Annotated in this window: 22 protein-coding genes; 10 read left to right on the top strand and 12 right to left on the bottom strand. The window is 65.8% G+C overall.

The features are described from left to right. Positions 1 to 7 precede the first annotated feature (7 nt). A complete protein-coding gene (locus DVT68_RS01200) occupies positions 8 to 616 on the top strand; it encodes an NfuA family Fe-S biogenesis protein (RefSeq protein ID WP_114823248.1) in 609 nt (202 codons plus the stop codon). A 79-nt stretch (positions 617 to 695) separates the two neighbouring features. Here DVT68_RS01200 and DVT68_RS01195 read toward each other — a convergent pair whose 3' ends face one another. Together DVT68_RS01195 and DVT68_RS01190 are read right to left on the bottom strand one after the other, a co-directional pair. Next, the gene (locus DVT68_RS01195; protein ID WP_114823247.1) at positions 696 to 1,049 is read right to left on the bottom strand and encodes a c-type cytochrome; all 354 of its coding nucleotides are present in this window, start codon (positions 1,047 to 1,049) and stop codon (positions 696 to 698) included. Positions 1,050 to 1,067: 18 nt separating this feature from the next. After that, positions 1,068 to 1,391 (bottom strand): c-type cytochrome, encoded by a 324-nt coding sequence (locus DVT68_RS01190; RefSeq protein WP_114824328.1) that lies wholly within the window; start codon positions 1,389 to 1,391, stop codon positions 1,068 to 1,070. Between the two features lie 179 nt (positions 1,392 to 1,570). On the opposite strand from DVT68_RS01190, the gene DVT68_RS01185 reads away from it, so the two are divergent. Next, entirely contained in the window at positions 1,571 to 2,719 is a 1,149-nt protein-coding gene (locus tag DVT68_RS01185; RefSeq protein ID WP_114823246.1) for a glycoside hydrolase family 18 protein, read from the top strand. A gap of 225 nt (positions 2,720 to 2,944) precedes the next feature. On the opposite strand, the gene DVT68_RS01180 is transcribed toward DVT68_RS01185, so the two are convergent. The 4 genes from DVT68_RS01180 to DVT68_RS01165 form a co-directional block, all read right to left on the bottom strand. After that, positions 2,945 to 4,177 carry a TraB/GumN family protein gene (locus DVT68_RS01180; protein ID WP_114823245.1) on the bottom strand — a complete coding sequence of 411 codons (1,233 nt, stop codon included), beginning with the start codon at positions 4,175 to 4,177 and terminating at the stop codon, positions 2,945 to 2,947. An 88-nt stretch (positions 4,178 to 4,265) separates the two neighbouring features. Beyond that, a complete protein-coding gene (locus DVT68_RS01175; protein ID WP_114823244.1) occupies positions 4,266 to 5,156 on the bottom strand; it encodes a carbon-nitrogen hydrolase in 891 nt (296 codons plus the stop codon). A gap of 135 nt (positions 5,157 to 5,291) precedes the next feature. Next, positions 5,292 to 6,326, bottom strand: coding sequence for an agmatine deiminase family protein (locus DVT68_RS01170; protein ID WP_114823243.1), 1,035 nt, complete (start codon positions 6,324 to 6,326; stop codon positions 5,292 to 5,294). 150 nt (positions 6,327 to 6,476) lie between these two features. Then, positions 6,477 to 6,812, bottom strand: coding sequence for a hypothetical protein (locus tag DVT68_RS01165; RefSeq protein ID WP_114824327.1), 336 nt, complete (start codon positions 6,810 to 6,812; stop codon positions 6,477 to 6,479). A 217-nt stretch (positions 6,813 to 7,029) separates the two neighbouring features. Between DVT68_RS01165 and abc-f the strand changes: the two genes are divergently transcribed. Genes abc-f through recJ form a run of 3 tightly spaced genes read left to right on the top strand, consistent with a single transcriptional unit; the run spans position 7,030 to position 11,568 of the window. Next, positions 7,030 to 8,928, top strand: coding sequence for a ribosomal protection-like ABC-F family protein (gene abc-f / locus DVT68_RS01160; RefSeq protein WP_114823242.1), 1,899 nt, complete (start codon positions 7,030 to 7,032; stop codon positions 8,926 to 8,928). A gap of 7 nt (positions 8,929 to 8,935) precedes the next feature. After that, positions 8,936 to 9,856: a phosphoglycerate mutase gene (locus DVT68_RS01155; RefSeq protein WP_114823241.1), complete on the top strand. Its 921-nt coding sequence runs from the start codon at positions 8,936 to 8,938 to the stop codon at positions 9,854 to 9,856. Next, positions 9,853 to 11,568 (top strand): single-stranded-DNA-specific exonuclease RecJ, encoded by a 1,716-nt coding sequence (gene recJ / locus DVT68_RS01150; RefSeq protein ID WP_114823240.1) that lies wholly within the window; start codon positions 9,853 to 9,855, stop codon positions 11,566 to 11,568. The genes DVT68_RS01155 and recJ overlap by 4 nt, the downstream gene beginning before the upstream one ends. 24 nt (positions 11,569 to 11,592) lie before the next feature. Here the strand turns inward: recJ and DVT68_RS01145 are convergent, their stop codons facing one another. Then, positions 11,593 to 12,438 carry a hypothetical protein gene (locus tag DVT68_RS01145; RefSeq protein WP_114823239.1) on the bottom strand — a complete coding sequence of 282 codons (846 nt, stop codon included), beginning with the start codon at positions 12,436 to 12,438 and terminating at the stop codon, positions 11,593 to 11,595. A 234-nt stretch (positions 12,439 to 12,672) separates the two neighbouring features. Here DVT68_RS01145 and DVT68_RS01140 point away from each other — a divergent pair, with 234 nt between their 5' ends. Continuing rightward, positions 12,673 to 14,229, top strand: coding sequence for a DUF3300 domain-containing protein (locus tag DVT68_RS01140; RefSeq protein ID WP_233523311.1), 1,557 nt, complete (start codon positions 12,673 to 12,675; stop codon positions 14,227 to 14,229). A gap of 11 nt (positions 14,230 to 14,240) precedes the next feature. Next, positions 14,241 to 15,146, top strand: coding sequence for a DUF2950 domain-containing protein (locus tag DVT68_RS01135; RefSeq protein WP_114823238.1), 906 nt, complete (start codon positions 14,241 to 14,243; stop codon positions 15,144 to 15,146). A gap of 237 nt (positions 15,147 to 15,383) precedes the next feature. Here the strand turns inward: DVT68_RS01135 and DVT68_RS01130 are convergent, their stop codons facing one another. From DVT68_RS01130 to DVT68_RS01120, 3 genes are all read right to left on the bottom strand, one after another. Next, positions 15,384 to 15,842 carry a glycine zipper domain-containing protein gene (locus DVT68_RS01130; RefSeq protein WP_114823237.1) on the bottom strand — a complete coding sequence of 153 codons (459 nt, stop codon included), beginning with the start codon at positions 15,840 to 15,842 and terminating at the stop codon, positions 15,384 to 15,386. 74 nt (positions 15,843 to 15,916) lie between these two features. Further along, complete coding sequence (locus DVT68_RS01125) at positions 15,917 to 16,495, bottom strand: DUF4136 domain-containing protein (protein ID WP_114823236.1); 579 nt, start codon at positions 16,493 to 16,495, stop codon at positions 15,917 to 15,919. After that, on the bottom strand, positions 16,492 to 17,247 hold the full coding sequence (locus tag DVT68_RS01120; protein ID WP_114823235.1) for a response regulator: 756 nt from the start codon (positions 17,245 to 17,247) through the stop codon (positions 16,492 to 16,494). The genes DVT68_RS01125 and DVT68_RS01120 overlap by 4 nt, the downstream gene beginning before the upstream one ends. Positions 17,248 to 17,808: 561 nt before the next feature. On the opposite strand from DVT68_RS01120, the gene DVT68_RS01115 reads away from it, so the two are divergent. From DVT68_RS01115 to DVT68_RS01105, 3 genes are all read left to right on the top strand, one after another. Then, positions 17,809 to 19,404: a sensor histidine kinase gene (locus DVT68_RS01115; RefSeq protein WP_114823234.1), complete on the top strand. Its 1,596-nt coding sequence runs from the start codon at positions 17,809 to 17,811 to the stop codon at positions 19,402 to 19,404. Beyond that, positions 19,353 to 20,003, top strand: coding sequence for a response regulator (locus DVT68_RS01110; protein ID WP_114823233.1), 651 nt, complete (start codon positions 19,353 to 19,355; stop codon positions 20,001 to 20,003). The genes DVT68_RS01115 and DVT68_RS01110 overlap by 52 nt, the downstream gene beginning before the upstream one ends. Before the next feature lie 151 nt (positions 20,004 to 20,154). Then, positions 20,155 to 20,589 (top strand): response regulator, encoded by a 435-nt coding sequence (locus DVT68_RS01105; RefSeq protein WP_158543435.1) that lies wholly within the window; start codon positions 20,155 to 20,157, stop codon positions 20,587 to 20,589. Here DVT68_RS01105 and ligD read toward each other — a convergent pair. Further along, positions 20,586 to 21,482: a non-homologous end-joining DNA ligase gene (gene ligD, locus DVT68_RS01100; RefSeq protein WP_114823231.1), complete on the bottom strand. Its 897-nt coding sequence runs from the start codon at positions 21,480 to 21,482 to the stop codon at positions 20,586 to 20,588. The two genes, DVT68_RS01105 and ligD, sit on opposite strands and share 4 nt — an antisense overlap. Before the next feature lie 85 nt (positions 21,483 to 21,567). Then, entirely contained in the window at positions 21,568 to 21,804 is a 237-nt protein-coding gene (locus DVT68_RS01095; RefSeq protein ID WP_114823230.1) for a hypothetical protein, read from the bottom strand. Positions 21,805 to 22,478 lie beyond the last annotated feature (674 nt).

Genomic DNA, 22,478 nt, shown 5'->3' with positions numbered 1-22,478 from the left:
AGTTGACATGATCGAGATTTCAGAACGCGCGCAGCAACACTTCCTGCGCCTGCTCTCCCAGCAGGGCACGGAGGGACTGGGGATCCACCTGCGCGTGACGTCGCCGGGCACCGCGGCGGCCAACTGCGAGCTGGAGTTCGTCGAATCCGACGAATTGACCGGCCAGGAATGGACGGTCGTCTGCGAGGGCTTCGAGTTCCACGTGGAAGGCAACAGCGCCCCATGGCTGGAAGGCGCCAGCATCGACTACGAGCCCAACGCCACCGGCGGCCAGCTCAATATCCGCGCGCCGCGCATCAAGGGCGAAATCCCGGGGCAGGATGCCGGCATCATCGAGCGCGTGCGTTATGTGCTGGAGTCGGAGATCAATCCGAAGATCGCCTCCCACGGCGGACGCGTGACCCTGCTGGAGGTGGATGCCGAGGGCGTGGTGGTGCTGCAGTTCGGCGGCGGCTGCCACGGTTGCGCCTCGGTGGATGTCACGCTCAAGCACGGCGTGGAGAAGACGCTGCGCGAGCGAGTGCCGGAAATCACCGCGGTGAGAGACGCCACCGACCACAGCGGTGGCAGCAACCCTTACTACCGCAAGAAGGAAGGTCAGTCGGCGCTCGGCTGAACCAGGGTCACCTCCCGCACAAAAAGAGAAGGCCCGCATCAAGCGGGCCTTCGTCGTTCTCCATGAGGCGGCGGAGGGCTTACTTGTCGCCCTGGATATGGCCCTGGAGCGTGTCGAGCTTGGTCGGCAGGCTGGAGAAGTAGGCCGCGACATCCTCGATGTCCTGCTCCGACAGCGTGGCGACAAAGCCCTTCATGATCGGGTTGCTGCGCTGGCCGGTCTTGTACTCGTGCAGGGCCTGCTGGATGTACAGGTTGTACTGCCCCGCCAGGCGCGGGTACTGCGGGTCGACGGAGTTGCCGTCGGCGCCGTGGCAAGCGAAGCAGGTGGCGGCCTTCTGCTTGCCGTTTTCAAGGTTGCCGGTGGCGAGCAGCTGGGTCGAAGCGAACGCCAGCACGGCGCCGAATGAAAGCAGGGTGAGCGCACGTTTCATGCGGTTGGGATCCTTGGCTTACTTGGCGAGGCTGGAGAGATAGGCGGCGATATCGTCGATGTCCTTGTCGGACAGGCTCTGCGCCTGCGCCGTCATGGTCGGGTGGTTGCGCTCGCCACTCCGGTATTCATGCAGCGCGTTGATGATGTACTGCTGGTTCTGGCCAGCGATGCGCGGCACCGGATAGTTCGGATAGGCATTGGCGTAGCCCGGGACACCGTGGCAGCCGTTGCAGGTGTAGATCAATTTTCGTCCAGCGGCCTTGTCTCCCTCTGCATGCACGCTGGCAGTGGCGAAGAGAGCTGCGGCCACGGTCAGGCCAAGCAGTTGCAGTCGAGTCATCAGGATCGTCCCCACGATTCCGCTGATACATGTGAATGTCTCGAGAGTATAGTCGTTGCTTTCACGGCGCGACAACATGTCGCAAGCCACTGATTCTCATCAATGCACTATGCAGGATGGGGCGATCGCGCTGTCGCAGGGGAGTGCGGCGGCGGATGTGACATCACAGGGGAAATGGCATGAAAGAAGGGCTGAAGCGCGCCTGCGTGGCGTTGTGGTGGCGCGTCGGAATCGCCTGTGTGCTCGCTCTGGTCGTGGCCCAGCCCTGCGCCGCTTCACCTGCGGCAGATTACCGCATCGTCGGCTATGTGCTTGACGCGTCGCCCCTGCCGCCGATCAGCGCCAACAAGCTTGACGTGATCAACTACGCCTTCGCCCGGGTCGAGCCGACCGGCGAGGTGGTGTTTCCCAGCCCTATCGCCGACCGCACGCTCGCGAGCCTGGTGGCGACGCGCAAGGAGAACCCCGCGCTGAAGATCGTCGTGTCCATTGGCGGCTGGGGCGCCGATTACTTCTCGGACGTGGCGCTGACGGAGGCCACGCGCAAGCGCATGGCCGACAGCGTGGCCGACCTGCTGGTAAAGCATGATGTCGACGGCATCGACATCGACTGGGAATATCCCACGCTCCCGGGTGCTGGCATCCATCATCGGCCGGAAGACAAGCGCAATTTCAGCCTGCTGCTGGAGGCCTTGCGTGCACGGCTGGATCAGCTTGGCGCCGCGCACGGCGGGCGACACTACCTGCTGACGATCGCCGCGGCGGACAGCGAGTTCGTCGAAGGCATCGAGCTGGCGCGCGTGTCGCGTTCGCTCGACTGGTTCAACCTGATGACTTACGACTTCCATCAGAGCCTGACGCCAACGACGGGCCACCATGCGGGCCTGCATTTGTCGGCGCCGGCGCCGGCGGACGACCGCGCCGGCGACAAGGCGGTGGCCCAGTTCGAGGCGGCCGGCGTGCCGGCGAAGAAGCTCATGCTCGGCGCGGCGTTTTACGGGCGCGCGTTTACCGGTGTCGATCCCGCCCATGACGGATTGCAGCAGAAGTACGCGAAGTACGTGGGCGATCCGTCGTGGCGCGAGCTGGTGGCGAACTACATCGACAAGAATGGCTACGTGCGGCACTGGGATGCGCAGGCACAGGCGCCGTTCCTGTGGAATGGGAAGACGCGCACGTTCGTGAGCTATGAAGACCCGCAATCGCTGCGCGCCAAGGCCGCCTTCATCAAGTCCAGGGGGCTGGGCGGCGTGATGTATTGGGAGCAGGGTCTCGACCGTAACGAGGAGTTGCTCGGGGTGCTTGATCAGGCGTTGCGTTCGCCCTGACTCGGAGTCATTCACGCGCCGCGTTGGAACGCAAAAGTCACTGGATCCCGGCTTTCGCCGGGATGACGTTGAGGGTTTGCCCGCCTTCAGATGACGGTAAGGATTCGATCGCTTTTGCTCGTCATCCCAGCGCAGGCTGGACGGAGCGCGAAGCGCGCAGAACGCCCGTAGGGCGGCCCCGAAGGGGCGAGCGCAGCGAGTCATCCAGCGACTTTCGTCAGACCGTCAGAACAAGCTTCTGAAGATATGAATGCCGGCGGTGTACTCGCCGATGATGGTGCCGAAACTCACCAGGAAGAAATTCAGCAGCGTGCGCGCGACGCGGTTCTTCCACCAGCCGCTCCAGTGGCCGATGTCGTCGCGCAGGGACTCGAAGTCGGCCACGCGGGGGCGGCGCACCCAGGCTTCCACCATCGCGCTGATGCCACCTGAGGGAATGCCGGGGCGGAAAGGCTTGATCGGCGCCGCGATGAAAGCCGCCAGGATGCTCAGCGGGTGCGCGCCGGCGATCATCGCGCCCAGCACGGAGAAGCCGCCGGTGTAGAGCACCCAGTCACGCAGCGCCGCCGTGCCCAACGACGTATCGCGATGGAAGGCGAAGCCGATGGCGACGAACACGGCCAGCACCAGGCCGATGGCCAGCCACTTGGGCCAACTTGCCTTCGGTGGCGCGGCGGCGAGGACCTCTGCTTCCGCCGACGGGTCGCCTTTCTGGGTGCGCAGTTGTTCGCACAGGCCCTTGAGGTGGCCGGCCCCGATCACCACGAGCACGCGCTTGCCTTCGCCGAAGCCTGCCAGCGCCGCCTGCTCGCGCAGTCGCGCGGCCATGTAGGCATCGCGCTCGGCGATCAGGCTGCGATAGAGCGGCGCGGAATTGGTGGCGAATTCGCTGAAGGCGCTTTCCAGCATGTCGCCCTGCTTGAGCTTCTCGATCTCGGTCTCTTCGATCTGCTCGCGCTCGAACACGCTGGCGACCAGTCCGCCCAACAAGCCGAAGCGTTGCCAGAAGCCCACGTTGTGCCAGGCGCGGCGCAAGGTGGTGCCCACTTCGCGATCGACCAGCCACAGCGGCAGGCCGCGCTGTTCGGCGCCATCCATGCCGGCCTTCATCTCGGCGCCCGGCTGGATGCCGTATTGCTCGGCCAGGCGCTTCTGGAACGAGGAGAGCACCAGGCTCGCGGCGACCATGCCGGCCTTGCCCTGGCGGATCACCTGGAACAGGTCCATCTGCTTGAAGGCATCCGGATCGCGCATGCCCTGGGCACGGCTTTCGCACAGCTCCACCGCAACGGCATCGAAGTGTTCATGCCCCAGCAGAGCCGTCACCGCATCCACGCTGGTGCGTGAGACATGCGCCGTGCCCAGCACCACGTACTCCACGCCGTCGCGCGTGACGCGCTCGATCGGCTGGTCGTGCAGCACGTTCGGAAGGGAGTCGGCGAGGTCGGTCAGGCTCATGCGTACGGTCGCTCAGGCGTCTGGATCACTGCATGGGGATGGCCGGGGCAGGGGGCAAGCCTGACCGCCGGCATGGGCGACGGGGTGTTCAGTCGCGGAAGCGCTTAAGCAGGTCCTGGTAAGCGTCGATGCGACGGTCACGCAGGAACGGCCAGATGCGACGCACGTGCTCGCTGCGCGCCATGTCCACCTCGACCACCAGCAGTTCACGCTGGTCAGTACCAGCCTGGGCCAGGAACTCGCCCTGCGGACCGGCCACGAAGCTGGTGCCCCAGAACTGGATGCCGTTGCCCACGCCCGCCTTGTCGGCCTCGAGACCGGTGCGATTGCACGACAGCAGCGGCAGGCCGTTGGCGACGGCATGGCCGCGCTGCACGGTGACCCATGCCTCGCGCTGGCGATCCTTCTCGGACTGTTCGTCCTTGGGATCCCAGCCGATCGCGGTGGGGTACAGCAGCAGGTCGGCGCCTGCCAGCGCCATCAGGCGCGCCGCTTCCGGGTACCACTGGTCCCAGCACACCAGCACGCCCAGGCGGCCCACCGAGGTGTCGATCGGGTCGAAGCCCAGGTCGCCCGGCGTGAAGTAGAACTTCTCGTAGAACGCCGGATCGTCGGGGATATGCATCTTGCGGTATTTGCCCGCGATCGCCGCGGAGCGGTCAAATACCACCGCGGTGTTGTGGTACAGGCCAGTGGCCCGTTTCTCAAACAGCGATGCGACCACCACCAGCTTCAGTTCCTCGGCGAGCTTGCCGATGCGCGCGGTGCTGTGGCCGGGAATGGTCTCGGCCAGGTCGAACTCGTCCACCGACTCGTGCTGGCAGAAATACGGGCCGTTGTGCAGCTCCTGCAGCAGCACCAGCTCGACGCCCTTGCTCGCCGCCTCGCGCAGGCCGGCCTCGATGGCGTCCAGATTGGCGTCGCGGCTGCCGTGATCGGTTTCCTGCAACAGGGCGACTTTGAGGGACTTGCGGGTCATCGGCGTGGTTCTCGCGTGGGGCTGCCGGTGCGGGCGGGCCGCCAAGTCTAACGGATAGGGCCAGGCCACCCGCGGTGGGCGGCCCGGCCATGGCCCGATATAGGGGGTGGTGCGCCAATATCCAGCGCGACGGTATCAGACAATCCCGGCGGGGAGCTGCATGGTGATGCAGTGCAGGCTGCCGTTCTGCCAGATAAGCGGGCGGCACGGCACCTGCACAATCTCCCGGCCCGGGTGCGCCAGGCCGATGATGCGCGCGGCCTCGTCGTCAGCCACGTCGCCATAGGCGGGCACGAGCACCGCGCCGTTGACGATCAGGTAGTTCGCGTAGGACGCGGCCAGACGACGGCCTTCGTCGATGATGGGCCGGGCCCAGGGCAGGGGGTGGAGCTGATACGGACGTCCATCCGGCGTGCGCAGCGCGGCCAGTTCGTCGCCCATGCGCCTGAGCTCGTCGTGATGCGGGTCCTGAGTGTCGTCGCAGGCCTGGAACACGATGCGGTCGCCCGGCGCGAAGCGCGCCAGCGTGTCGATGTGGGCGTCGGTGTCGTCACCTTCCAGATAGCCGTAATCCAGCCACAGCACGCGGCGGGCGTGCAGGCTGTCGGCGAGGATCGCGCTCATCTCCTCACGCGACTGCTCGGGGTGGCGCTGGGTCAGGCAACGCCAGGTGGTCAGCACGGTGCCGACGCCATCGCTTTCGATGCCGCCGCCCTCGAGCGCCCAGTCGATGCGCTTGTGCGCCGCCTTGCCGAACACGCCTTCGTCGACCAGACCGGCGATCAGGGCGTCGTCCTGCTCGGCGCCGAACTTGCCGCCCCAGCCGGTGAAGCGGAAATCGGTGAGCTGGAAGCCGCCACCGTCGGCCGTCAGCGTGATCGGACCCGAGTCTCGCAGCCAGGTGTCGTCATACGGCAGTTCGACGAAGCGCACCTTGGACAGATCCACGCCTTCACCGGTCAGCAAGGACTGCACGCGCAGGCGCAGCTCGTGGCCGGATACCACGATGACGAGCGGCTGGAAGCGGGTGACCGCGGCGGCGAGCGCCACATAGGTCGTCTCCACCTCGGCCAGGCGGTCGGCCCAGTCGGTGCCGGCATGCGGCCAGGCGATCAGGACGGCCGATTGCGGCTCCCATTCGGCCGGTAGGCGCAGGCGGTGCTCAGTCATCGCGAGGGTCTCATGCAAACCAGGAAAGCGGCCGCTTGCCGGGAGGCAAGGCCGCATGGGGTGGCGCAGTGTAGTCGATGTGGCGCGGGGGCGTCGGCAACACCGGCGCGGCCCGCGTCGCCACGGGCCGCGCCAGCGCAGGTGGGTCAATTAATTGACCGCAGCCGGATTGGTGTTGTTGCCCGCCGGCGTATTGAGCACGGAATGGATCACGTGGCTCTTTTCGAAATAGACGATGAAGTTGGAGTAGTCCCAGCGATTGATCACCGGTTGCCGGGCGCTGCCGCCGCCGCGGGGTGTCAGCTTGCGCTGCGGGGCGCCAAACTGCTTCTCGACCTGGTCCATGCTCATGCCGCGAGTGGGCAGGTTCATGCCCTGTTCCTGCTGCACGCGTTGGACGAGCACCTCTTCGGCATGCGCGGGTGCGGTTGCACAGGCGGCCGCCAGCAGCACGACCATCGACAGGCTGATGCCAAACTTGTTGATACCGTACGTATTCACGGGTCCCCTCTCCGCGCAAGGCGTTGCCGCGCCGTTGTAGCAGAACTATGGCGGCCGTTCCACGTGATTCTGCGGCTAGTGCGATGGGGTGGGCATTAAGGAAGCTCAGATCAACCCATCCCTGGCGGGGCGATCGACACGGGCGGCGGCTATCATGGGCGGCTGCGGGCGGCAGGACGCCCGGTCCGGATAAGCTTGCCCCATGATCTCCTTTCGTCGTTTTGCCCTACGCCGCGGCAGCCGTTTGCTGCTCTCCGATATCGACCTGGTGATCCAGAGTGGCTGGCGGCTCGGCGTGGTCGGCCGCAATGGCTGCGGCAAGTCCAGCCTGTTCGCCGCCCTGCAGGGCACGGTCGAGCCCGATGCCGGCGACCTGGACCTGCCGGCCAGGCTGCGCATGGCCTCGGTGGCGCAGGAGACGCCGGCACTGCCCGACCCGGCCATTGAATACGTGATGGGCGGCGACGAGGAACTGGCCACAGCCCTGCGCGACGAGTTCGACGCCCAGGCGCGTGGCGATACCGAGGCCATGGCCAAGGCGCACCACCGCATCGAAGAGCTGCATGGCTACGACGCGCGTGCCCGCGCCGGTCGCCTCCTGCATGGCCTGGGCTTTTCGCCGGAGACTCACGAGACGCCGGTCAAGGAATTTTCCGGCGGTTGGCGCGTGCGCCTGAACCTGGCGCGGGCGCTGATGGCCCCGTCGGAACTGCTGCTGCTCGACGAGCCGACCAACCATCTCGATCTGGACGCCGTGCTGTGGCTGGAAGAATGGCTGCGCCGCTACCAGGGCACGCTGCTGGTGATCTCGCACGATCGCGAGTTCCTCGATGGCGTGATCACCCACACGCTGCACCTCAATGACGGTCGCGCCAAGCTCTATACCGGCAACTACAGCGCCTTCGAGCGCCAGCGCGCCGAGCAGTTGCGCCAGCAGCAGATCGCGCACGAGCGCGAGCAGGCCGAGCGGGCGCACCTGCAATCTTTCGTCGATCGCTTCAAGGCCAAGGCCAGCAAGGCCAAGCAGGCGCAGTCGCGCGTCAAGCGCCTGGAGAAGCTGGCCGGCACCGAGGCGGTGCGCGTGGAGCGGCCGTTCCACTTCAACTTCGCCGTGCCGGACCGACTGCCCGATTCGATGTTGCAGCTGGAAGAGGTCGAAGCGGGTTACCCCGGTGAAGCAGGCGAGCCGCCGGCGTCGATCCTGCGCAACGTGCGTTTTCGCCTCGAAGCGGGCGAGCGCATCGGCCTGCTGGGCCCGAACGGCGCCGGTAAATCCACTCTGGTGAAGACGCTGGTGGGTGAGCTCACGCCGCTGGGTGGCGAACGCAAGGCCCACAAGGATCTGAAGATCGGCTACTTCGCCCAGCACACGGTAGAGAGCCTGCGTGAGGGGTACTCGCCGTTCGATCATCTGCAGGACAAGGCGCCGGGCGTGGGCGCGCAGCCGTTGCGTGACTTCCTCGGCACCTGGAATTTCGCCGGCGATCGGGCATTTGAATCGGTCGATGGCTTTTCCGGCGGCGAACGTGCGCGCCTGGCGCTAGCGCTGATCGCCTGGGACAAGCCGAACCTGCTGCTGCTCGACGAGCCCACCAACCACCTGGACCTGGACATGCGCGAGGCGCTGGCGGACGCGCTGGCCGAGTTTGACGGCGCGCTGGTGCTGGTCTCGCATGACCGCCACCTGCTGGGCATGGTGTGCGACAGCTTCTGGCGCGTGGCCGATGGCGACGCCGAACCGTTCGATGGCGACCTTGAGGACTATGCCGCCTGGCTGCGCAGTCGCGGATCCGCCAACAAGAAAAACCGTAAGGCCGAGGCGAAGGCGCCGGTCGAGTCGCCTGAGGAGCGTCGCCGCCGCGCCGCCGACCAGCGCGACAACGAAAAGGCGGCTCGCCTGCGCGTGAAGAAGATCGAGACGCGCGTCGCCACCATCGAGGGCGAACTCACCACGCTCGAGGCAAAGCTCGCCGATCCGGCAACCTACAACGGTCCCACCGCCGAAATGATGCGGCTTGGACAGCGCCAGACCGAGCTGCGCAAGGAGAAGGAGACGCTCGAGGTCGAGTGGCTCGAACTCTACGAAAAGCTGGAGGCGTGAGGCAGGCATGACACAGCCGAGCGTCTCGCCGTTGGAGTTGTGGTTGCCGGACCTGCGACGCTTCGATCCAGCGCATCCGTTGCTCGCGCTGCTGCGCAGGGCCGATCCGCTTCCCGCGGGCCCCAGAGGCTACCTGGCCGGACTGGTTGGGCATTTCGACGTGGCGGGCGATCTGCCGGCCGGCGCGTTGACGCGCGAACTGATCGTCGGTGATGCAGGAACGGGCCATTGGCTGTGCGCCGACCCGGCGTGGGTGCAGCCCGATCTCAATGGCGCGCGCCTGCTGGCATGCGGACAGCTGCAGCTCGATCTGGAAGAGGCGCTGGCGTTGGCCGAGCCGCTGCGGGCAGTGTTCGACGACGCCGGCATGACGCTGGAAGTGTCCTCGCCTGATCGCTGGCATGTGCGTGTGCCTGACGACGTCTCTTTCCCTGCGTTTGCGGCGCCCGAGCAGGCGCTCGGCGAGGACCTGTACGAGCACCTCCCGGAAGGCCCTGATGGGCGCCGCTGGCGAGTGCTGATGAACGAAGTGCAGGTGCTGTTGCACCAGCATCCTCTCAATGCCGAGCGGCGCGAACGTGGCCTGCCGCCGATCAACAGCCTGTGGCTGTGGGGTGGCGGACGTTTGCCAGAGACGGTGGGCTCCCGCCTGGGCGGCGCGATCGGCGACGACTTGCTGCTGCGCGCGCTGGCTCAGCGTGCCGGCCTGTCGATGACGCCGCGCTCTGTCGCTGCGGTCGAGGCGGCGACGCGCGGTTGGCTGGTGGACTTGCAGGACCTTCCCGCCGACGAGGTGGCCGGACAGTGGTGGCCGAGCATCCAGGTGCTGGCGCAGAAGCAGCCGCTGCTGCTGAGCTTCTCCAGCGGCGAGCGCTGGCTGCACCGTCCGTGGCATCGACTGCGCCTGTGGCGCCGGGGTGGTCGATGAAGACGGTGACCTTGCGTCGCCGACAGGCGCAGGGTGTCCCTGACGGCTGGGATAATTCGGTGCATCCCGTCCTGCAACAGGTGTACGCCGCGCGTGGCGTGTTGTCGCCTGCGCAGGCGGAATACCGCTTGGCGCGCATGCTCTCGCCGCAGCAGCTTGGCGGCGTGCAGGATGCCGTTGCGCTGCTGATCGAGGCGATTCGAGACGATTGGCGCATCGTGATTGCGGGCGACTATGACTGCGATGGCGCCACCGGCACCGCGGTCGCGGTGCGTGGCTTGCGCATGCTTGGCGCGCGACAGGTGGACTACGTCGTGCCGAACCGCTTCGTTCACGGTTATGGCCTGAGTCCGGCGCTGGTCGAGTCACTCCATCCGTGTCCGCAACTGGTGGTGACCGTGGACAACGGCGTGGCCAGTATCGCCGGCGTGGCGGCGGCGCGCGAGCGCGGCATGCGCGTGATCGTCACCGATCATCACTTGCCCGGCGAACAGCTACCCGCGGCGGACGCCATGGTCAATCCAAACCTTGTTGGCGATGGCTTCCCCAGCAAGGCGATGGCCGGCGTCGGCGTCATGTTCTATCTGCTGCTGGCCTTGCGTGCCGCCTTGCGCGCGCAAGGCGCCTTCGCCGCCGGTAGCGAACCCGATCTTTCGACGCTGCTCGATCTGGTGGCGGTCGGCACCGTGGCCGACCTGGTGCCGCTGGACTACAACAACCGCGTGATGGTGGAAGCCGGCCTGCGCCGGCTGCGCGCAGGGCAGGGCTGCGCAGGCCTCGGCGCCCTGGTGGAGTCGAGCCAGCGCAGCGCGAGCACGCTCTGCGCGAGTGATCTCGGTTACGCGATCGGCCCGCGCCTCAACGCTGCCGGTCGTCTCGAGGACATGCGCATCGGCGTCGAATGCCTGCTCACCGACGACGCGGCGCAGGCGCGCCGGTACGCCGATCTGCTCGGCTCGATCAACAAGGAGCGTCGAGAGCTGCAGGACACCATGGTGGCCGAGGCGGAAGTGATGGTGTCGCGCGCCGCCGATATCGATGCGGTCGGCGTGGCGCTGTTCGAACCGACCTGGCATGCCGGCGTAGTGGGGCTGGTGGCATCGAAGCTGAAGGAGCGGCTGCATCGGCCTGTCATCGCGTTTGCGCCTGCGAGCGAAGACGCGCCTGACGAACTGCGCGGCTCGGCGCGCTCCATCAGCGGTTTCCACATCCGCGATGCGCTGGCGATGATCGATGCGCACCACCCCGGCCTGATCATCCGTTTCGGTGGCCACGCCATGGCCGCCGGCTTGAGTCTGCGCACCACCGACTATGCGCGCTTTGCCGAGGCCTTTGATGGAATCGCGCGCGAATGGCTGCACGACGACCAGTTGCAGGCCGTGCAGCTCACCGATGGTGAGTTGCCGCCCGGCGCCGCGACGCTGGAACTGGCGAGGCAGTTGCGCGCCGCCGGGCCCTGGGGGCAGGCCTTCCCCGAGCCGGTGTTCGACAATCTGTTCGACTGCGCCAGCTGGCGCGTGATGGGCGAACGGCATCTGCGCCTGAGCCTGCGGGATCCCCGCGACGGTTCGGTGCACGATGCGGTGATGTTCAACGCCTACGACGGTACGCCGCCGCCAGTGCAGTTCCGCGCGGTGTACGAACTGGTCATCAATGACTGGCAGGGACGAGAGAGTCCGCGTCTCCTGCTTCGTCATCTCGCTCCGGCGTGATGTCGGAGCGTCGGACGGCCTCGATCAGAAGTTCCAGTTGACGCTGAAGGTCGGGCCGCTGAGCTGGAGGCTCTTCAGGAATCTGCTGCCGCTCTGGTTGTAGCCCACGTCGCGGTAGTTGAGCCCGATATCGCCCCAGTTGAAGGCGTAGCCGACGCCGAACCTGACCTGGTAGGTCGTGTTGGAAGTGCCTGCGCCGAGGTCAAGGTAGTACGGAAGGAACCAACGCTGGTTTTCAAACGGTGTCCAGCGACCGCGTATGCCGATGATGCCGTCGGTAGCGTTGGTCGAGTTGCGCAGGCTGCCGGTCCTGTCGATGTTCAGGTTGCCGGCGTTGCCGTTCACCGTGAGGTTCCAGTCAAGATTGCCCTTGATCCACAGGTAGCGCATACCGAACACCAGGTCGATATAGCCCTGATTGGAGTGCGCCATGGAGTAGAGGCCAGCCAGGTTGATCATGCCGCCCTTCAGGTCCCAGCTCGTGTCGAGGTTGGCGCCCGCCCCGAAGCGTTCTCCACCGATCTGGCTGAAGCGCCCCTTTTCGTTGGTGAAGTTCACCCAGTCGATGTCGCCGTAAAAGCCCCAGTTGTCCTTGCGCACGGAGCCGTCGAGCATGAAGGCGCCACTGAGGTTGGAGAAGATGTTGCCAGTGGACTTTTGCTGGACCTGGCCACCGTTGTTGGGTAGTTGATAGCGCGTTTCCGCGCTGATGCCGGGAAGCCAGATGTAGGGCTCGATGCTGTAGTGCCAGTTGCCGTCCCAGAGGTCCGGTTGCTCTGCCTTCGCCGTCGGCGCTGAGAAAGCGGCTGCCAGCGCGATGGCAAGCGAGACGCGGGAGACCTTCGACTGCAGAAAGGCTGCACGGCGCATGACGATAACTCCCCGAATGGCTGATGGGCCTATGGTGGAACGATTCGAGGAGATGACACAGCGCACTATTACCTAATCGCCCATCCGTATTTCTACGGAGACCAATGACTGTGGGCTGAAGCGACCCGAGCTCTAGGTAGATTTACGTAGTACTGCTACCGCATAAATGCAGTGGTCAAGCTGGCCCGCGAAGAGTCAAGCTGATGCAAGCGATGGCGGCATGGGAGTGGCACCATGAAGACGACGATGCCTCACGGATTCCAGCGAACCTGCCTTTGGTGCGTTCTGCTGCTGCCTTTGGCGCCGCTGGGCGCAGCGCATGCACAGGTCAGCCCGGCAAAGGCCAGTCCGGCGCCGGCTAGTCCGGTGCAAGCCCAGGGCCAAGCACAAGGCCAACCACAAGGCCAGGCTCCGGCCCAGAGCCAGAAAATCTACAGCAATCAACAGCTCGACCAGATGATGGCCCCGGTGGCTCTCTACCCTGATGCGCTGCTGTCGCAGATCCTGATGGCGGCCACGTATCCGAGCGACGTCGCCGAGGCGGCCGCATGGTCGGCCGCCAATCCCAAGGCGCAGGGCGACGATGCGGTCAAGCAGGTCAACACCAAGCCGTGGGATCCGAGCGTGCAATCGCTGGTGGCCTTCCCGCAGGTGCTGGCGCAGATGAAAGCGCATCCCGATTGGGTGCAGAACGCGGGTGATGCCTTCCTGGCCCAGCCGGACGATGTGATGGCGTCGATCCAGCGGTTGCGTGGGCAGGCGAAGGCGTCGGGCAACCTCAAATCCAACGAGCAGATGAAGGTGTCGGAAGGTCCGGCGCCAGCGGGCGCGACGTCGGAGGGCACGACGATCATCCAGATCGAACCGGCGAATCCGGAGGTCGTCTACGTGCCGCAGTACAACCCCACGGTCGTGTACGGCTCATGGCCTTACCCGGCGTATCCGCCGACGTATTGGCCGCCGCCGTATGGTTACTACTATCCGGGGCAGGCGCTGGCCGCGGGCTTGGCGTTCGGTGTGGGCATCGCCGTCACCGGCGCGTTGTGGGGCGGATTCGGCTGGGGCCATGGCGACGTCAACATCAACACCAATCGCTACAACAGCGTCAACAACGTCAACAACCGGATGTCCGGCAACGGCAACCAGCGCTGGAATCACAACCCGGACAACCGACGCGGCACTCCATATCGCGATTCGGGCAGTCGCCAGCGCTATGACCAGGGTCTGGGCGGCGCCCAGGGGCGCGAAGGCTTCCGTGGGCGGGACCAGGCGGCAGACAGGAGTCGCCAGAATGCACTGAACAGCTTCGACCGCAGTACCGGAGGCGGCGCGTCCGATGCGGCGCGGCGCGGGGCAGGCCCGGGGGGCGATCGGGGTGGTCTTGGTGATCGCGGCGGTGTCGGCGATCGCGGCGGTGTTGGCGATCGTGGTGGAGTCGGCGATCGCGGCGGTGCTGGTAATCGTGGTGGTGTTGGCGATCGTGGCGGTGTCGGTGATCGAGGTGGTGTCGCTGGCGGGAATCGCGGCGGCGTTGGCGATCGTGGTGGCGTCGGTGGCGGAAACCGCGGGAACTATGGCGGCGGCAACGTGGGCGGGGGCGGACCACGCAACAACGCCTTTGGCGGCATGAATTCGGCCGGTTCGTCCCGCTCGCAGATGAATCGCGGACAGGCGAGCCAGCGCTCGATGTCGCAGTCGCGTGGTGGCAGCCGCGGTGGTGGTGGTGGCGGTCGACAAATGTCGCGCCCATCGCCGAGCCGAGGCGGTGGTGGTGGCGGACGTCGTCGATAAGGAGCCTGATCATGAATCGCACTCCAAACTCTTTGCGCCTGGCCGCTGCGTTGATGCTGTGGACATCGGGCGTCGCTCTCGCCGCCGCCGTGGCGGAACAGACCAACTTTCCCTCGGCTGATGCGGCGGCCACCGCTTTCGTGCAGGCAGTGCGCAGCGGCGACAAGGAGGGGCTCGCCAAGGTGCTTGGCGGCAACTGGCGGGACTACGTCCCCGAGGGCGACGTCGATCGCGAGGATGTGGATCTGTTCCTCAAGCGCTATGACGCCAGCCATCGCATCGACGCAGGGCAAGGCGTAGCGCACCTCGAGGTGGGCTCGGAGAACTGGGAATTGCCGCTGCCCATCGTGCAGGGAACGGCCGGGTGGCATTTCGACCTCAAGAAGGGCGCCGAAGAGGTGCGCGTCCGGCGCATTGGCGCCAACGAGCTGTCTGCCCAGCAGGCGATGCTGGCCTACTACGACGCGCAGCGCGAATACGCCACGGAAGACCGTGACGGCGACCATGTGCTGCAGTACGCGCAGAAGCTCAGGAGCAGCCCCGGCAAGCATGATGGCCTTTATTGGCCGGTCACCGGCAACGAGGAACAGAGCCCGCTGGGCGAACGCTTTGCCGACGTGCCTCCGCCACCGGCGGGACAGGGCTTCCACGGCTATCGCTATCGCATCCTGACCGCGCAAGGTCCTTCCGCGCCAGGTGGCGCGTACAACTACGTCGTGGGCGGTCGTATGACGAGCGGATTTGCGCTGGTCGCCTGGCCTGCCGAGTACGGCGAAACGGGCGTCATGAGCTTCATGGTGAGCCATGATGGCGAGGTCTTCGAGAAGGACCTCGGCAAGAACGGCCAGGCCATCGCGCAAGCCATGAAGTCCTTCGATCCCGACAGCAGCTGGGAAGAGGTCAAGCCGGGCGAGTGACGATAGGTGCGGCGTCGCGGCTGTCTCTGAAGCGCTCCGCCGGGGCTTCCGCTATCTGATCGCGCGGGCGCTGGGCCTGTATGCGGGTCTTGACTGGGCATGGAGCGCCGGCGATCACGCCTACTACATCCAGGTCGGCAGCGCCTGGCGCTGACCCTGGTCCACTCGTCAACGAGGAACAGTCGATCATCGGGTCACCGTGCGTGGGTGACCCGATGACGCAAGCGCCGACGATGGTCAGTTGACGGTGTATCCCTTGCCCTTCATGCAGGCGCCATAGGCCTGCGCGTAAGAGGCGGAGTTCTGATCCTGCGTGGCTGCCGACGCGGCATTCTGCTCGCGCCGCTGCTGGCGCGCCCGCACGCCACCGGCGACCACGCCGGCCGCGGCGCCGACGGTGGCGCCGTGCCCGGCGTCATTGTTGGCGACGCCGCCCACGACAGCGCCTGCCGCCGCGCCGCGCGCGGCTCCGCTAAGGCGCTGCCCGCCGCCCACGGCGGGGCCGGTTTGCTGTGGGGGCGGCGCCTGCGTCGGTGCATTGCTCTGCGCCCACGACATGCACGCGTTCTTGTCCGATTCCTGCTGGTTCGCATTCTGGCCGTTGGCGGGGTAGGCCGCGGGCATCTGCTGGGCGGTGGCGGTGGCGGCCATCAGGCAGCTGGCGAGGGCAATGCTGCGGGTCATCGACGTTTTCATGTGGGCGCTCCATGAGTAGTGAAAGAGACCGGGCGGTCCGCGCGAAGATCACCCGCGCGCGGGCGGACGCAGGATCAGCGGATCACGCCATCGCTCTTGAGCTTGGGGATGAGCGTGCTGGCAAGCTGCTGCACAGCCTTCGGGATGTTGCTGGTGCCGATGCTTTGGGTGGTCACGGTCCAGATGACCTTTTGCGTACGCGCGTCCCACACGGTGGTTTCCAGTGTCACTTCGTCGTACTGGTTGACGTCCGGCGTGCTCGCCCAGGCGCCGCCATACCAGCCATAGAAGCCGCCCCAGCCGGGACCGCTCGGCGTGACGGTGGTCTTCTGCTCGATGCGCTGCACGCGCGTGGCGAGGATGGCGTCGGCGCCGCTGGACTTGATCACATCCCCAAGCTTGGCCGATGCGCCGCCGGAAGGAATCTGCGTGTAACTCTGTACCGCCCTCACGCCAGCCGCTTCCAGCTGCTGGGTAAAGGTGTCCTCGAAGATGCGGCGAGTGGTGTCGCTCTTGGTAATGCCAAGCACGAGCACGTTGGAGGCCGGCGGGCCAGGCCAGTTCGGATCCTTCCACTGGTTGCTGATGCTGAAAGTGGAGCAGGCGGCAAGCACCAGCGGCAGGACCAGCATGGCGTATCGCTGCAGCTTCATGGCTGTGTTCTCCTGGGTGGAATCGTCGGGACCGGCGGTGTCTTGGGCTCGGCGCCGGGGAGGATCTCGCCTACCTGTTCCCCCGCCACGGCCTCGTAAGGGGCCAGCGGGATCAGGCCGAGTCGCTCGGCTTCGCGAATCAGCGCGACGCCACTATGAACGCCAAGCAGTTCGAGCAACGCCTGCCGGTGGCTCTCCACCGTGCGCACTGAAATGCCAAGCTCCAGCGCGATCTCGCTGGTACGCCGGCCCCTGGCCATGCACTCGATGACGTCGCGCTGGCGTCGCGTGAGCCGGTGCACCGCTTCGGGCGCCTGCAGCAGCGAGGCCATCAGGTTGGGGCTGATGAACTGATTGCCCGATGTCACTTCGGCAATCGCCGTGAACAGCTCCTCACTCGGCGACTGCTTGAGCACGTAACCGTTGGCGCCGGCGCGCATGGCCTCGCGCACGATCAATGGTTCTGCGTGCGTGGACAACACCACCACGGGGATCGCGCTGCCCTGGCGGCGCAGTCGCCGCAGCGCCTGCAGCGCACTGAACGGGGGCATGGCGATATCCGTGATGACAAGGTCGACCTCGTCGCCCAGTACGGCCTGCATGAGCGCCTCGCCGTCGTGCACCAGCCGCACCGATTCCATCCGTTTGGCCAGCAGGCCCGCCAAGCCCTCGGCCACGCAGCGATGCTCGTCGGCCAGCAGCACCCTGAATCGTTGCGCGCGCTTGCCGCGGGTGGGCGCCGTGTTCTTCATGCGTCAGGGGCGCCCGCCAGCCGCCTTCGTAAGGGGAGTCCATGCGACTTCGCTCATTGCGTTCACCTCCGGTGTGCCTGGCAAGGTCGGTTCAGTCAGACCGTCTCCGGGGGCTTCGCCAGGCGAGCGACGCCGGCAAAAGCGCTCCGATCCAGCCCGGATGGCGCCGGGCAGCGCGCGGCGCACGGCGCTGCAGGCACGGTTCCGGAGAACGGTTGACCAGCTCACAGCTTGGTCTCTTCCGGCGCGGCTGATAAGCGAACTTTCACTCAACTTTGCTCAGTAAATTTACCGAGCACGCAGGACTGGCATGGGCAGTCCGGCGCCGGGCCCGGACGGTGGCGGCGATGCCGCGGCGCGGGGCGTGTCCTGATGCTCCTGCGACGGCGCAAGAGCCCTTAAGTAGTCGTCGGTAAAACTACGCAAATCATCACGAGGCGATGACGTTCGTCGTGGAGAAATGCGAGATGGCGATGGGGCGCCACGACGCGGTGAGATCACAGGGAGCGGGTCTCGCGTCGGCGCCAGGGGTGAGGTGACCGAATGCATGGAGCATGGGGCATGACGAGCATTGAGGCGCCTGCTGTTGGGAGCCTGCCATATCTGGTTCGTGGCGCCGGCATGTTTGTCGCTGCGCTGGTTGCCCAGTGGGTTTCGCTGCTGATGTGGAATCACCCGGGCGACGCCCTGATGATCTGGCTGTCAGGGCCCCTTCTGCTGGGTGTGCTGCTGAGCGAACCCGCGAAATTCCGCTGGGTCTACGGCGCCGCATGGCTGCTCGGCCTGGTGGCGCTGACGGCGGTGGTCGGTCTTCCACTCGCCGGCATGTTGCCTGCGTTCCTGTGCGCCTTGTTGCTGGTCAACCTGGCCGCGCACGTCCTGTCCCGCTTTCGGCAGGAGGAGTCCATCGATGACTTCCTCCGCCTCTTGGGTTATCTGGTGATCGCCGTGGTGCTGCTGCCGCTGGCCTCGGCGCTGCTGGTGACAGCTATCGCCAGCCGCCTGCCGATGCCCTCCTGGTTGGGCAGCAGCGGCTGGTGGCATGTCGCGCTGGCCGATTCGCTGGGCTACGTGCTGGTGTCCCCGGCCATCGTCAGCCTCGCCAATCCCGGCTCAACGCTGCGGCGCGACGCCTTGCCCAGTTGGGACATGTTGCTCGCCACGATCGGTGGCCTGGTGCTGCTCTGGCTGGTCTGGCGCGAACTGGGTGGCTACGCCACCGCGCGCCCGTTGCTGTTGTTGGCCCCCGTGCCGCTCGCCATCTTCGTGGCGCTGCGTGCGCAGATCCCGGGCACTTGCGTGGTCAACCTCCTGATGGGAGCGATCGCGATTCAGCTGAGCCTCGAAGGCGAGGGGCCGTTCGCGCAATCGGATTCCGAACTCACCGCCGTCAGCGTGCAACTGTGGATGCTTGGCATCGCCGTGGCGACCCTGTTCCTGGCGGCACTGGTGGAACAGCGACGGGCCACGCAGCGCGCCCTATCGATGCGCAGCACTGAAGTGCGCGAACTGGCCGGCCGCCTGATCGTGGCGCAGGAGCAGGAGCGCGCCCGCATTGCGCGTGACCTTCACGACGACATCAACCAGCGGCTGGCCGTAGCGTCCATCCGACTCAGTGCGCTGCGCCGCAAGGTGGATGAGAGCAACCGACAGGACGTGAGCCAACTGCAGAGCGACCTGATCGCACTTTCCGAAGACGTGCGCCATCTTTCACATGATCTTCATCCGAGCATGCTTGCCCAGACTGGCTTGACCGCGGCGCTGGCTGGGCTGTGCCAGGCGCAACGTCACCGCAGTGGGCCGGCCATCGATTTGAAAGTGTCGCCACAGGCGAAGGATCTTTCCGAGGAAGTGTCGCTATGCCTGTATCGCGTGACCCAGGAGGCGCTGGGCAATGCGGTCAGGCACGCGGACGCGCAGCACGTGGAGATTGCACTGCAGATCGAGGACGACCGCGTGGATCTCACCGTGGCCGACGACGGCAAGGGATTTGTTACCGAGGGAGACGGCCGCAAGGGACTGGGTTTGATGAGCATTGATGAGCGCACGAAGCTCCTGGGGGGGAGTTATCGGCTGAATTCGACTCTGGGGAAAGGAACTGAGCTATGCATCTGCATTCCGTTAGGACCATCCAGGCCACTGCACGGCCAAGCCTGATCATCGCTGACGACCACCGCATGGTGGCCGAAGGCGTGCAACACATCCTGGACGAGAGCTTCCAGCTGCTGGAGATCGTCGCCGACGGCGACGCCCTGGTCGACGCCGTGCGTCGGTTGCATCCGGATCTGGTGGTGGCCGATATCAACATGCCTCGCTGCAACGGCATGGATGCGCTCAAGCGGATACGCGAAGCGGGCATCGATACTTGTTTCGTGTTCCTCACCATGCACATGGAGCCGGCGCTGGCCGTGGCCGCGCTTCGCGCAGGCGCCAGCGGATACATCCTCAAGAGCTCGGCTGGCGAGGATCTGCGCCACGCCGCGCAGCAGGTGCTGGCCGGCGGCACCTATGTGACGCCGGCGCTGGGCGCGCGTTACATCAGCGCGCAGCTGACCGACGCGCGCAATCTCACCAGCAAGCAGTTGCAGGTATTGCGTCTCGTGGGCGAGGGGCTGCGCTCCAAGCAGATCGCCATGCAACTGGGCCTGTCCGTGCGCACCGTCGAGGCGCACAAATACACCATGATGCAGGTGCTGGGCGTGCACTCGACGCTGGAACTGGTGCGACGGGCCGAGGAACTGGGCTTGCTGTTCTGAGTCGCGGTCGTGCAGAGACGACTTCCTTGAAGCGTGATGGGGTCGGACTGGGTAATTTTACTTAGCCCGACTTCGGTTCTCTTTCGGTGGCGCAAGTCTTCGCGATCAGACATGCTGCACTTCGGCAGCCATGCGCTCATCGGAGATCAGCGTGACGCGAGCCACCATCGTGCTGGCCGAGGATCACCCTCCCGTCGCCGAGCAGATTCGTGATCTGCTGGGAGAGGAGTTTGACGTGCTCGCGGTGGTCGGGCACGGCGAGGCGCTGGTGAAGGCGGCCCGACGTTTGCGCCCTGATGCGGTGGTGACTGACATCAGCATGCCGGGGATGGATGGCATGCAGGCGGCGCGGGAACTGAAGAGCGAACAGCCTGGCCTGCCGCTGGTCTTCATCACCGTGCATGACGACCCGCTACTGGCCCGCGCGGCCCTGTCCATCGGCGAGGGTTACGTGCTGAAGGCCTCCGCCGGCGAGGAACTGGTCGACGCGCTCAAGGCCGTGCTTGACCATCGCTACTTCGTGTCGCCCGCGCTGGGCAGGGTGGAGAGTCTGGTCGGGCGCTCTGGCTCATCACCGGCTGTCTAAGGCGCTGCATTGTCATCGTTCCAGACGTTCTTGCGCAGTGCTTGCTGAAGTGACGCGAAACCCTCCCACGGGTCGCTACGCAGCCTGGTCACGCGACGGCGCGCGGCGACGATACCGAACATGGCGCCATGCTCGCACTTGCCCAGCTCCTGCCAGCGCAAAGGCATCGCCACCGGAGCGCCGGCGCGTGCGCGCAGCGAATAGGACGCCACACTGGTGGCGCCGCGACTGTTGCGCAGATAGTCGATGAAGATCCGGCCCGTGCGTTCGCGCTTGGTCGCCTTGGCGACGAACGACTGTGGTTGCTCCGCGGCCAGTCGTTGTGCGAAGCCGCGCGAAAATCCCATTGCTTCCTCCCACGAGCAGCCCGAGTGCAGCGGCGCCAGCACATGCAGACCCTTGCCGCCCGTGGTGCGCACGAAGCTGCGCAAGCCAACGTCCGCTAGGCGCCCGCGCACATGGCGCGCTGCCTCGGTCACCTCACTCCAGGCGAGCTCCGGGGCTGGATCGAGGTCGAACACCAGGTAATCCACCTCTTCGAGGGATCTCTCCCGCGCGGCCCAGGGATGAAACTCGATCGTGCCGAACTGCACCAACTCAATGATGGCCGACGCGTTCCGCGGGCACAGATAGTCGGCCAGTGCGCCGCTCTCCTCACGCAGACGAACGCTTCCGACGTGCTTCAGTCCAGGCATGGGATGTTTCTGGAAGAAGCCTTCCTTGCCGATGCCCTCGGGGTAGCGTTTGACCGAGGTGGGACGTCCGGCGACGCCGGGGAGGAATCGGCTCATCACGGCGTCGTAGTAAGCGACCACGTCCCCCTTGGTGATGCCCAGGTCGGGAAACACCAGGCGATCCGGGTGCGTGATGGGAACGCGTGCGGGTGGGTGCATATGCGCATTCCTTGGATGGTTCGGGCGAAGCGCCTGGCCCGCGCTACAAGTGGGGCGCGAAGCCTTGGACCAGTATCAACCGATGTCAGGCATGGCGCGATGCGTGCAGCGTGCGCAATCGCTCCTGCAGGGAGGGTGGCAGTGTGACGCGGAGGTCCAGCATCCTGCGATCGGTTTCGCGTATCTGCATCTCGCCGACGGCGTGACGCCGCAACTGTGCGCGCAGCAACTCGTTCTCCTGTTCAAGCAACCGATAGAGCGCGAGCAGGTCGTCGAAAGCATCCTGCAAGTGCGCCTGGAACTCTTCGCTGTCGTGAGACATGGCGCATGTCTCCGTGTTGGGGACATCCAACTTGCAGACTTCCCGATTAATCAAGAGTGATGCGCGGGCTCGGGACAAGGCTTAGTTCAGGCTTGGCTTGCGCGCGGTTCATCGATGCCAAGCAACCGTGTATCAGGGGTGAAACAACAGTGGCTGGCAGGAGAAATGCAAGCTTCCCCACAGGCAATGTAGTCACTTTCCTACGAGATGCGCGGTGATGGGCCGATAGGTTCATCGTGAGAAAAAGTGCACTCTTCTTCGGTCCGATAGGACGGCGTGATGGCATCTGTCCTCACACGATCAAGCGGTAGCAAGACTCTCCACTTTCGACAGGGTTGCACCATGGTCACCTATTCACTGAAGCAGTCCGCTGACGGATTGTGGTGTGTATGTCGTTTGGGATTTTCGCTGTTCAGTGACTTGCGGCTCGGCGCGGCCATCACGTTGGCTCGCGAAGTCGCACGGGATGAGCATCTTCGCTCGGGACGCCCGGTGTGCGTGGAAATGCCGGGCATGGAGTCGTCCATCCGCCTTGCGCAGTACGCGCGCCCTCCGATGGCGCTGGACCAGGCGGCCTGACCACGGTGAGGCGGTGCGCTCCCGCCGGGGGCTGTGCCGCAGGCCTCCTTGTGCGCGAGCGCCAGGCTAGGCAAAGTCGGCGGACATTCCTGCCT

This window comes from Dyella solisilvae (assembly GCF_003351225.1).
GTDB classification, from domain to species: Bacteria; Pseudomonadota; Gammaproteobacteria; order Xanthomonadales; family Rhodanobacteraceae; genus Dyella; species Dyella solisilvae.
The sequence above is the reverse complement of the archived record's forward strand: the minus strand, read 5'-3'. Positions and strand labels throughout refer to the sequence as shown.